Raw genomic sequence first — 10,823 nt, forward strand, 5'->3', positions numbered from 1 at the left:
AGCCATGCGCGATTGCCTTGACCTGCAGCGGATTGGCAATCACCCACTCTTTGCACAAACGGCGAGAGCACGCGGGACGCCGCCATACAGTTCCCAGTTGCCTCTGTCACCACTTCGTCTGTTGCCGAGAGGGTCTTGCCAAGTCCCTCCAAGGCTGTTCGCGTCATATCAACACGACCACTATGGCGAAGCCGGCCGTCTTCCCAGAAAACCACCTCACCGAACGTTCGGTGGATATCGATTCCGATTATGCGACGCACGGCAGCTCCTGTCAGATCGAGTGACGGGAGCGGCGGGGGACACGACAACTACGGATCCGCGCTCTCGGCGCAACCGGGCGAGTCGCAGAGGCGGCCAGCTACTAACACGAGCTCGCAGCTCATCCAATGCATCGGCCTGCCCGCACCTTCGTGCTCCCGGTGCCTCTGTCCCGGATGGTCGCACCATACGCTACGATCTTCAGAACCGCAGCCGGATGTTGGCACCGAAATTCTTATACCGGTTACGAACCCCATCGAACGCCTCAACGGAGAGATCAATCGGCGGACTGAGGTCGTCGGCATCTTTCCGAATGACGACGCCATTCTCCGCCTCGTCGGCGCGTTTTTGCTCGAACAGAATGACGAGTGGCCGTCCAGCGCTCCAGATACTTGTCTCTTGAGACCATCGCCGCAATGAGCTGATGATCCGCTCATCAGCCTGCCTGCTGCGGCAAGCTGATCCATTCCCGGCTCCGTCCGAAAGCACGGCAAACGCCGAAAGCTACACCATCTCCTGGGACATAATCCCTGCGCTTTTTTGCTCGAAGAGACTGTAGAGCAAACCGCAGCCGAAGGAGTGCTCGTACTCACGACGGTGGAGGTTCACGTCGAATTCGTACCGCGTATTATTGCTCGCGGCGACGCAGCCACGCCGCCGACTTTCTCTGCGGACGCGAGGTACGCACGGTCGATGCTGTTTTCGATACCATTCTTCTCAATCTCACCTGTGCGAGCGAGGTGAGGGCGCACTACGGCGCTGAGCAAGGTAGGCTCGTGCATCCAGCGGGTGCGCTGCGCCGCCGTTTGGGTGCCGGCGCCAAGGCGGACGCGTTGCACCGTAATCGGCAAGACCTTGTCCGCACAATTGGGTGAGTGGTGTCCTTAGCGCGTGAGCTTTTCGGCAATCTCGTCGTCAGGCATACCCATCCGAGCGAGATCCAGCAGACGCGCGCGCAGTTCTTCGCCGCGCGTCAGCTTGGCGACGCAACTAACCTGGATTTTGACTTCGAAGTCAGTTACCGTTCCGTCTCCCCACACGACCCTCGCCAAAGCAATGTCGCGCTCACCGCGGTTCGACTTTTCGATTAGCACCGCAACAGCGCCTTCCGATGAGCGTCCGTTGTAGTGTCCTTGGCCCAGACTTGGGGAGGACTGTCGAACAGCGCGACAACCTTGTTATTGAGGTCTTTGTCTAAAACTGTTCACTTGCTCGGTTCAGTCGATGCTTGCTGGGCAAAGGTTCTTCGGCGGCGCGATGCTAGCTTAACGCTGCTTCCCATCGACGCTAGAGTTTGGCGGCGACCAGCCGGTTATCAGGATCGACACGATTCAACTGGCGATCTGGCACCGCCGCGGCGTAGCGCTTGCTCTCAAGCTCACGTTCCACGCCAGCGCCACTATAGCGCGGCGATCAGGATGAGACCGCGCAAGGCTTTGTTCACGTGATGCTGTGCCTGCCGAGTCCGCGATACCGCGTCAAGCTCGGCAGGCGCCAGCGCAGCCAAGAACGCGCCGGCCACAGCGGCATCGATCGGTGAAGCACGGATGCGTTGGCAGTCCGGCAAACAAGCGTGGGAGTGTAGGTGATTGCACACGTATTCTCCGCCACCTTTGTAGCGAATATACATCTTGTGGCCACATCGGCCGCACCAAGCAATGCCATGCAGCAGCAATTCGCCATCGCGCGGAGCACCTCTGGTTTTGTTACGCATGTATTCGGCTCGGTTGTCTCGCACAATATCGCGGATTTTCTCATAGGTTGGCCAGTCGATGCAGCGTGGACAGCGATCCTTCACGATATCCGCCACTCTCCGATCTGCTTCGGCATTTTTTGGCCGGTGAGCCACCTTCACGCGAGACGGCGCTCAGGGGTTGGTCCACAGACGAAAGCACCGGCGTAAGCGGGATTCTTCAGGATCGCAGCCGCCACCGAGACCGTCGCTCGCTCCCAGCGCAGTCCGCCATGCCGGTCGCGGCGCGGCACTGTACGGGTCGACGCGTAGATCGGCACCGGCTCTACCGGCTCTACAAGGAGGAGCGGCGGACCGTGCGCCAGCGCGGCGGCCGCAAAAGAGCGCTGGGAACACGCGCGCCGATGGCGGTCCCACAGAAACGGAACCAGCGCTGGAGCCTGGATTTCGTCTCGGATGCGCTGGTCGATGGCAGGCGCTTTCGTGTCCTTTGCGTCCTCGATGACTTCAGTCGCGAGTGCCTTGCCACCGTGGTCGACAACTCGCTGTCTGGCGAGCGTGTCGGGCGGCCGCGTCATCCCGGCTTGGGTTGCCCGAGAGCACCGCATTGTGGCTGCCCTTGATGAGCGGTACGTTGACGAAGTCGGCCGAGCAGCCGATCAGCGCGCCGCAGGGGAAGGAAGGTTTCAGCACCGACCGATAGCCGCCCTGCGTGACAGCGCGGTCGCCATAGGAGAGACGCCCCTCGAAGGTGCCGCGGATGACGGGTGCGGCGACGCGGAGCGTCTCGGGATGTGTGGCGAGCCAGCGACAGACGAGCCCAAGCATCTTGCTGGCGGAAAAGCTTGCCGATGCGATCGCTAGCGGCCGCGCCAATGATGAACCGATCGAGCGCGGCTGGCGCGACAGCGGTAAGCGCTGTTTTGACTCCACCTTTTGGATCAGCGTTTGATCGTCGATTCTCGGGCCCAAAGAGGGCTCCGACATATGACGATCACAGAGTTTACGCATGGCACCAAGGCCGATCAGGCGGCGCAACGGCTCGAGATATTCACCGGGCCGGCGTGCGACGAGGAAAAGGAGCGGGTCGTCGCCGAGCTACGTCGGCGAGATGTCGGTCTGCGCGGTTGCGCGGCGGCATGGTCTGTCGCCTGAACAGTTGTTCACTTCGCGGCGTCTGGCCAGACGCCAGCAGGAGAAGGCTTCGCCGCCCATTTTTGTGCCAGCGGTGATCGAGGCGGAGGAGGAACCGTCGGCGCGCCGCCAGCAGCCAAGACCGCGGCCCGGAGAGCGGGCGATCGAACTGGGGATCGGCGAAACCAGATGCTGTGCCGATCCGTGTACTGGTACGCACGCTATATCGGCGCCCCTTGCGCAGAAATCGGATTGATTGCAGCTGGCGACTTTGCCTGCGCAATAGGATCTCCAATGAGCCCAATAAACGGGTCGTGCCTTTGATTTGGATGCCAGCTACCATGAAATCCTTGCGCTTCAGCCAAACGGTGCTGTCGTCTTCTATCCCAACTATATGAATTCGCAGCCACGATTGGCCCATTCGCGATTCGGGGAGCGAAAGCCGTCTACCACATCAGGTCAGCTTTCCATGGATTACATATGCCGCGCGGCCATGACTCTCCAGAAGCTTTTCATCAGTCATTTGCCGCACGCCGTCATATTGGAGTCACCGGGGCGGCTCTGGGCTAGCGGCTTCACGATCGGGGAGTGCAGTGAGCCAGTGAGCGTAGCTACTGTCAATATTCCGCACGACCTGATCGTAGCAATCCCAGAGCCGCTGCGTGCCTGGACCGACCCGTCCCGAGCCAATTTTGATCCGATCGAGCTCAGTGATCGGCCTCGCCCCATCGAATGAATTGCAGAGGAACGCCTCCTGCGCCGCGTATACTTCGGTCCGGTCGATCTCGCGGACCTCCACCGGCATTTCTAGTTTCTCTTGCGCTAAGCGCAGCAGTGTGTCCCGCGTCACGCTTTCCAAAATGCCGGCGGTGACCGGCGGCGTAATCAGACGGCCTTGGCGAATCATCATAAAGCACGCGTTCGTTCCCTCAGATAGCTTTCCCGCGGCGTTCAGAAGAATGGCATCGTCGTAGCCATTCTCCAAGGCTTCCAGCAATGCAAAGCGACTGTTGTGGTAGTTCGCCCCAGCCTTGATCCGCGGCGGCAGGTTCAAGTCGCCAATACGCTGCCATGAGCTCACACAGGCTGCTATCGCACGCTCCGCCAGCCGTCCCGCCGGCCGCCGGGTCGCCATGCAGATAAGCGATGTCGGCCCCCGAACATCATAGCCGCCCTTGCCCATAACGACCACCGACAGCCGGATGTGGGCGTCCTGCTGGATTTCATTCGCCTCCAAACTTTCGCGGATGGCCGCTTCAAAGTCGTCATCACTATAGGTTGCGTCGAGGCGCATGATCGTAATTGATTGACGAAGCCGCTCGAGATGCTCGCGAAGCCGGAACACATGTCCCGCGCCACAATGCGATTGGTAATAGCACAGGCCCTCAAAGACGTTCGCACCATACTTCACCCCCGCGCTCACGACCGGCACCTGCGCCTCCTCAGACGCAAGCATCCGCCCGTCCATGTAAATCAACCCATCCGTCATGACCCGCCGTCCGCCTCCATTTTCAAAAAGTTTCCGAAACCAGAGTGTCGATTAAGCTGTTTGCGTAGCCAGAGGCGCCACGTGGCAGGTCCGGCTGCACGTTCCCTGTGCGTCTCGTCAATTATTGGGACGCCCTGATCAAAACACCTTGAGTGCAGCGCCACTTTGAGATGCCCACTTGATCTCCTGATGCTGGTAGTAATCCGATCAGCAAGTATAGCCGCCATCAGCCAACACAATGCTCCCCGTCATCAGACTTGAAGCATCGGAAGCGAGGAAATGAACAACAGAGGCGATCTCATCACAGCGCCCTTGTCGAGCCATTGGCGTGTGATCCATCCAAACAGGAAACAGTCGGTCGTCCCAACGACCATATCGGTTCTCGCCTGTATCGATATACGTAGGCGCGACAGCATTCACCCGAATGCCTCTGCGCGCCCATTCTACCGCTAAACACTTAGTTAGGTGGTGAACTGCTGCCTTAGATGCGTTATAGTAGGCCTGCGGCTGTGGCTTGTTCACTATGAGACCTGACATCGATCCAACGTTGACGATAGTACCTTTGCCCTGTTTCAGCATGTGTCGGCCAAATGCGCGACAGGACCAAAACACTCCATTCAAATTGACATCTATGACCTCTAACCATCGCTCGTCTTCGACGTCTTCCGCAGCAACTCCGCTTCGTCCGATACCTGCGTTGCAGACCAAAATGTCGACCTTGCCGTGCTGGTCGACAATCTTCTCAGTGGCAGAAGCAACGTCGTGCGGATCGGCGACATTCATGCGCATGAAGTCGGCCTCGTAACCCAGTCGTGAGAGCTGATTAAGTCCTTCACTTGCCACATCTTCATCAATGTCCACAATCACAACCCTTGCCCTCGCTTCAGCGAGCGCCTGCGCGCAAGCAAGCCCAATGTTCCTGCCTCCTCCTGTGACCACGGCTACGCGTCCATCGAGGCTAAATTTTTCCAAGTACATGGCGATCCTCTCCGATTCCAAATTGGACGAATCTCTTGCGCGTCGTGGCTGATGGATAGTTCGCGACAATGAACTATCGCCGTGACCGCGGCTCATGCCAAATGGCGTCGCTGACTTGCCGGTCCAACATACAGCGCCGAGTGACATCAAGACGCTGCTGAGCTGTTCGATACTAGAAGCCCTGTCCGGCTAGAGAAGAAAGTGCCGCCGAGGCCTGTTCCTGTAAAGCAAAGGCTTTGTAAAATATTGTCGAGCATCAAGCTTGCAAAATTGAAGCCTTCAGACGCCCGCACATGCCCCCGCAGATTGACGTGTCATACAAAAGCTACTCGCGGATCTTTATTCCAGCAGCTGATGTGAAACTTTGCCCGCTCATAGGAGATCAGGCAGGCACGGCCAGTTGCGACCTTCACTTCGCTCGCATGCAGTTGCTGCTCGAACATGCCTGGCACCAGCTTGAGAAAATAGCGCAAGATTCCATTGCTCGAGACAAGATTGATGGAATCCCCGTCATCGTGTTTATTCACGATGTCCTTGACTAAACTGTGGACGCCTTCGAGCACTGCGTCTTCACTAGGTTGCCACGCGGCTCCGGCCGGCCAACGGCTTTCACGTTGCCACGCCAAGAACTGATCTGCTCCGTAGCGTGCGAGAATTTCCTCATTGGTAAGACCGCCCCAGGCGCCATAGTCTATTTCCGCCAGCCGCTCGTCGTTGATTGGCGCGTAGCTCAAGCCAATCTGTTCCAGGATGACGGAAGCAAATCTCCTCGTTCGGAGTAACGGCCCGCAATAAACTGCAGTCGGGCGAATGTGGACGTTTCTTAAGGTGGCCGCAAGCAACTTTGCTTGCTCCTCACCTTCGCGAACAAGTGGGACGTCCTCCTTTCGGGCGACCCAAATCACTGATGATGTGTGAGCGTCTGGCGAAGGCATTTTCGCTTGGTCGAGAGGCCGATATTATAGGCCGCGTTTCATCTCGTCTGCCATAACGCGTTCGACCACATCCGGATCGCATTGTTCATCGACCAGGAACTGGCGGATTCCACCATCCCATGTTCGTATGTCGGCGAGGAGATTTTGGAGCTCGTCCACGCCGTTCTCGGTCAGGCCCTTTGTGCCGTATTCGCTGCCGTCGCGGACATAAAGCAATTCGCCCTCGCTGATATTATCCGAGTTGGCGGTCACCTCTTCGATCAACTCGAGGTTCTCGCCGATCATCTCAGCGACCTCTTTGAGGGTATAGATGATCCTTGAGCGTGCCATCACGCAGCCTCGTACCGGTCTTTTGCCGGAGTCCACTGCCACGGGAGCAGTTCCTCAAGTCGATCCTTCGGATGGCTCTGGATCCTGGTCAGGACGTCTGTCAGATAGGCCTCTGGATTGTGGCCATGGAGTTTAGCTGTCTCGATGATAGTCAGGATATTGCCGATGCGCTCGCCGCCCTTGTCTGACCCGGCAAAGAGCCAATTTTTTCTTCCAATTGCAATCGCAAGAAGGCGATTTCAACGCTGGCTTGCCTGCTGATGCAGGCCGCAGGCCTCGTCGTCGAGGAGCTCAACGATGAGCAACACTGATTTGATTCCGACAGCGCTGCTCGCGCGCAAAGCCATCGTCTACGTGCGGCAATCCTCGCAATCGCAGGTCATGACAAATCTGGAAAGCCAGCGACGGCAGTATGATCTTGTTGACGTTGCGCGACAACACGGCTTCAGCAACATCGAGACCATCGACGACGACCTCGGGCGCTCTGCCAGCGGAACTGTCGCGCGCCCTGGTTTCGACCGTCTTGTCGCCCTTTTATGCGCTGGCCAAGTTGGTGCCGTCTTATGCTTCGATGCTTCACGGCTTGCGCGCAACGGTCGGGACTGGCATCACCTGCTCGAACTATGCGGCCTGGTCGAAGCCCGCGTCATTGACCATGACGGCGTCTACAATCCGTGTCGACCCAACGATCGGCTGCTGCTGGGAATGAAGGGCAGTATCAGCGAGTTCGAACTGGGCGTGCTGAGAGCCCGGATGCTCGATGCCGCCAGATCGAAGGCGCGCCGTGGCGAACTGCGACTTTCCGTTCCGTTCGGGTACATTTGGCATCGAGAGGCGGGGCTCGGGCTTGATCCGGATTTGCGGCTGCAGGACGTGATCCGGTCCATCTTCGCACGCTTCCGTGAGCTTGGAAGCGCACGCCAGGTGCTATTGTCGATGACACGGGACAATATCCACTTCCCGCGGCCGTCGGACGAAGGTCGCATGACCAGCTTTGTCTGGACGCCAGTCCGTTACCGGAATGTCATCGGCATCCTGAAGAACCCCTTCTATGCCGGCGTCTACGTCTATGGAAAGAGCGAGAAGCGGACAGCCATCGTCGATGGGAGGGCGCGGCGCAGCTACGGGCACGGCAAGCCGGCCGGCACCTGGGAAGTGATGATCCGGGACCATCACGAAGGTTACATCAGTTGGGAAGAGTACGAGCGCAACCAACAGCAACTGGCGCTGAACAATTATGGTCGTTCGGGCGGAACCAAATCGGGCCGCGGCGGCAAAGCCTTGTTGTCGGGTCTCCTGACTTGCGGACGGTGTGGACGGCGACTGAGTGTTGCCTATACGGGAAATCCACAAAATCCTGTCTATCGCTGCTATAAACAGAACCTGATGATGGGCTTGCCCCGTTGCATGACGTTCGGCGGCTCGAAGGTCGATGCGGCGGTTGCGCGCGAGTTGTTGCGCGCGGTAGAACCATTAGCGATCGAGGCGACTTTTGAAGCAGAGCGGATGCACCGGGAGCGACAGGAAGAACAGCGCCACATTCACGATCTGGAACTGCGGCAGGCCCGCTACGAGGCAAGCCTCGCCGAGCGCCGCTATGCGGCATGCGATCCAGACAACCGCCTGATTGCTGCACAGCTTGAGAAGAATTGGGAAACGGCGCTACGCCGCGTCCGTGATCTGGAAGTGCGCAAGCCTGCAGATAGTCCTTCAACCATCGAAGTTGACACAGGCACTTTCGCAAACCTCGCCGACAATCTGCAGGCGGCCTGGGAGTCGCCGGATGTCACCATGCGCGTGCGCCAGCAACTGCTGCGTACATTGATCGCCGACATTGTTGTCGATGTTGACGATGAAGTGCGCGACGTGGTGCTGACCATCCACTGGAAAGGCGGTCAGCACTCGGAACTGAGAGTGCGCAAGCCTCAGAGCGGTGAACACGTTGCGCCACAACGGAAGATGCTTTGGCAGTGATGCGGAGCATGGCAGGACGCTGGCCCGATGAACATATCGCCGCGTCGCTCAATCGAATGGGTATGCTCACGGGTCAAGGAAAAACCTGGACCGCACACCGGGTCGCTTCCGTAAGGCGGGTCCGTGCCATTCACGCGTACAAAATCAGCCGATAAAGAGGGCGAATGGCTTACCATGACAGAGGCGGCGGCGACCTTGGGCGTGACGAACCACAGAATACGCCACCTTATCAAGACGAACGTGTTGTCTGCCGAGCAGGTGGTTCCCGGCGCGCCGTATCAAATCCGCGTCAGCGACCTTACTTCTGCGACGGTTCAGGCCGCGATAGCCCGAAAGGGTCGCCCGCGTCGCACCACTGACACGGAGACGCTTCCAATGTTTACAGACACTTAGAGAGGGAGTGCACAATGAATCAGGTCCGCCAAGTGGCCTCATGGCGCCCTCAGCTATGTTGGTATCGATTTCGACACGGCCATCGTCAACGTAGACGCTCAAAGCTGCCCATCGCGAGAGAGCGTATCGCATCGCTTCTGCAAGCTTCTGTTTCTGCGGCAGCGTCGAAAGCGTCCTTTCAATCCAGGCCTTAAGGTCCGCCAGAATGGGTCTGGCGTGTTGCTGGCGCAGTGTTCGCCTCTCGTCAGCCGACATGCTGCGGATACGATCCTCGATATCGTAGAGTGCACCAATGCGCGACAGAGCCTCGTCGGCGATCGGAGATGGCTTGAGCTTGATCACATCATGGAACTTGCGGCGCACATGCGCCATGCAGGCAGCTTCGATGATCTCGTTGCCGTAAAGCTTGCTATAGCCAGCATACCCATCCGCATGCATTACGCCGCTGAGGTGAGCGAGGTGTCTCAGCCGGATACACGCCCTTTCGGTCGGGGCTATAGTAATAGGCGATCGCTCCGGGCGTGGGATCCTGGTAGCCGTTGCCATCGAAGACATAGACCCAGACCCTGCCGGTTTTCGTCTTTCCTCGTCCTGGGTCGAGGACATCGACCGGGGTATCGTCCGTGTGTATTCGATCGACGGCCGCGATATGGGCTCTGATCAGCAGGATGAGCGGGGCCAGCAAGACTGACACGCGACCGACCCAGTCCGCCATGACGGAGCGGGAGATGTCTACCCCCAGCCGGTCGTACATCTCGGACAAACGATAGAGTGGGATATGATCGTCAAATTTGATGTGTGCGAGCAGTCCTGGTCCAGGTTTGCCTCGCTCGATCGGCAAGCTCGGCATCTCACCCGATACCGTTGTATCGCAGTCCTTACAGACCATGCGCTTCTCGATATGCCGGACGATCTTCACAGAAACCGGCACATGCTCCATCACCTGGACCACCTTGTCGGCCGCCTTGAGGAAGGACATGCCACCACAAGTCGGGCAACTGCAGGGCGCTGTGTACACCCGCTCTTCAGTTGGAAGGCCATCCGGCAGAGGTCTGCGTTTCGCCTTGTCGGGGTTATCATCCAGATCTGGCAGCAGGCCTTTTCCGGAACGAGCATCAGCCTCGGCGCGAGAGGCTTCGATCTCCTCGAGCATCAGTTCGAATTGCTCAATCTTCCGATCGATCTTTTCCGAGGATGCGCCGTGCTGCCGATGTCGGAGCAGTTCCAGCTGCGCGCGCAGCAGACCGATGATCGAGTCGCGTTTGATGACTTCGGCTTCTTGGCTCTCAAGTTTCGCCGCCTGTTCAGCGACGAGCGCGCGCAATGCCAATAGCTCGTCCTGACTCTCCAGCGGCGGTGCTTTCATGCCCAAAAACATAGCCGATTTGCAGCGAAAGCACTAGCGCTTTGCCCCGGATGTCCCTGTAAAATATAGCTTTTAACCCGTGCGGCCAGGGGCGGAAGTCCACGCTGGGCGGCGCCAGTCAATCCCTTCAACAAGCATCGACAACTGAGCCTGCGTCAGATGCGCAACACCATCTTTCGCCGTCGGCCAAGGAAAGTAAACGCGCTCGAGAATCTTGTAGAATAGGAGTGGTGATTGCCGATCCGCTGCAGGTCAAGGCAATCGCGCATGGGC

General features: G+C 58.5%; 8 protein-coding genes and 8 pseudogenes. 5 read left to right on the plus strand and 11 right to left on the minus strand.

The window, feature by feature from the left end; all coding sequences use genetic code 11:
• Positions 1-260 (minus strand): annotated as a pseudogene (locus tag QN224_RS34015) (IS110 family transposase); the annotation flags it as partial.
• Between the two features lie 244 nt (positions 261-504).
• Here QN224_RS34015 and QN224_RS32915 point away from each other — a divergent pair.
• A pseudogene (locus tag QN224_RS32915) lies at positions 505-720 on the plus strand (transposase); the annotation flags it as partial.
• Positions 721-1,142: 422 nt separating this feature from the next.
• On the opposite strand, the gene QN224_RS32920 reads toward QN224_RS32915, so the two are convergent.
• Positions 1,143-1,352, minus strand: coding sequence for a hypothetical protein (locus tag QN224_RS32920; protein ID WP_283980092.1), 210 nt, complete (start codon positions 1,350-1,352; stop codon positions 1,143-1,145).
• A 305-nt stretch (positions 1,353-1,657) separates the two neighbouring features.
• Positions 1,658-2,068 carry a zinc ribbon domain-containing protein gene (locus QN224_RS34020; RefSeq protein WP_283980093.1) on the minus strand — a complete coding sequence of 137 codons (411 nt, stop codon included), beginning with the start codon at positions 2,066-2,068 and terminating at the stop codon, positions 1,658-1,660.
• Positions 2,069-2,259: 191 nt separating this feature from the next.
• On the opposite strand from QN224_RS34020, the pseudogene QN224_RS32930 reads away from it, so the two are divergent.
• A pseudogene (locus QN224_RS32930) lies at positions 2,260-2,520 on the plus strand (IS3 family transposase); the annotation flags it as partial.
• A gap of 22 nt (positions 2,521-2,542) precedes the next feature.
• Here the strand turns inward: QN224_RS32930 and QN224_RS32935 are convergent.
• A pseudogene (locus tag QN224_RS32935) lies at positions 2,543-2,719 on the minus strand (electron transfer flavoprotein-ubiquinone oxidoreductase); the annotation flags it as partial.
• 219 nt (positions 2,720-2,938) lie between these two features.
• Here QN224_RS32935 and QN224_RS32940 point away from each other — a divergent pair.
• Positions 2,939-3,106: a hypothetical protein gene (locus tag QN224_RS32940; RefSeq protein ID WP_283980094.1), complete on the plus strand. Its 168-nt coding sequence runs from the start codon at positions 2,939-2,941 to the stop codon at positions 3,104-3,106.
• Positions 3,063-3,341: a transposase gene (locus tag QN224_RS34210; RefSeq protein ID WP_369292629.1), complete on the plus strand. Its 279-nt coding sequence runs from the start codon at positions 3,063-3,065 to the stop codon at positions 3,339-3,341. The genes QN224_RS32940 and QN224_RS34210 overlap by 44 nt, the downstream gene beginning before the upstream one ends.
• 291 nt (positions 3,342-3,632) lie before the next feature.
• Here the strand turns inward: QN224_RS34210 and QN224_RS32945 are convergent, their stop codons facing one another.
• The 5 genes and pseudogenes from QN224_RS32945 to QN224_RS32965 form a co-directional block, all read right to left on the minus strand.
• Entirely contained in the window at positions 3,633-4,574 is a 942-nt protein-coding gene (locus QN224_RS32945; protein ID WP_283980095.1) for an aminotransferase class IV, read from the minus strand.
• A 207-nt stretch (positions 4,575-4,781) separates the two neighbouring features.
• A complete protein-coding gene (locus tag QN224_RS32950) occupies positions 4,782-5,552 on the minus strand; it encodes an SDR family oxidoreductase (RefSeq protein WP_283980096.1) in 771 nt (256 codons plus the stop codon).
• Positions 5,553-5,866: 314 nt separating this feature from the next.
• Positions 5,867-6,487 carry a histidine phosphatase family protein gene (locus QN224_RS32955; RefSeq protein ID WP_283980097.1) on the minus strand — a complete coding sequence of 207 codons (621 nt, stop codon included), beginning with the start codon at positions 6,485-6,487 and terminating at the stop codon, positions 5,867-5,869.
• A gap of 24 nt (positions 6,488-6,511) precedes the next feature.
• Positions 6,512-6,817: a hypothetical protein gene (locus tag QN224_RS32960; RefSeq protein WP_037069814.1), complete on the minus strand. Its 306-nt coding sequence runs from the start codon at positions 6,815-6,817 to the stop codon at positions 6,512-6,514.
• Positions 6,817-7,184: pseudogene (locus tag QN224_RS32965) on the minus strand (transposase domain-containing protein); the annotation flags it as partial. The pseudogene QN224_RS32965 and the gene QN224_RS32960, both read right to left, overlap by 1 nt.
• Between QN224_RS32965 and QN224_RS32970 the strand changes: the two are divergent.
• Positions 7,172-9,184 (plus strand): annotated as a pseudogene (locus tag QN224_RS32970) (recombinase family protein). The pseudogenes QN224_RS32965 and QN224_RS32970 overlap by 13 nt on opposite strands.
• Before the next feature lie 27 nt (positions 9,185-9,211).
• Here the strand turns inward: QN224_RS32970 and QN224_RS32975 are convergent.
• Positions 9,212-10,550 (minus strand): annotated as a pseudogene (locus QN224_RS32975) (IS66 family transposase); the annotation flags it as partial.
• Between the two features lie 72 nt (positions 10,551-10,622).
• Positions 10,623-10,781, minus strand: a pseudogene (gene tnpB / locus QN224_RS32980) (IS66 family insertion sequence element accessory protein TnpB); the annotation flags it as partial.
• Positions 10,782-10,823: the final 42 nt, after the last annotated feature.

This window comes from Sinorhizobium sp. 7-81, from assembly GCF_030124405.1.
Classification (GTDB): domain Bacteria; phylum Pseudomonadota; class Alphaproteobacteria; order Rhizobiales; family Rhizobiaceae; genus Sinorhizobium; species Sinorhizobium psoraleae.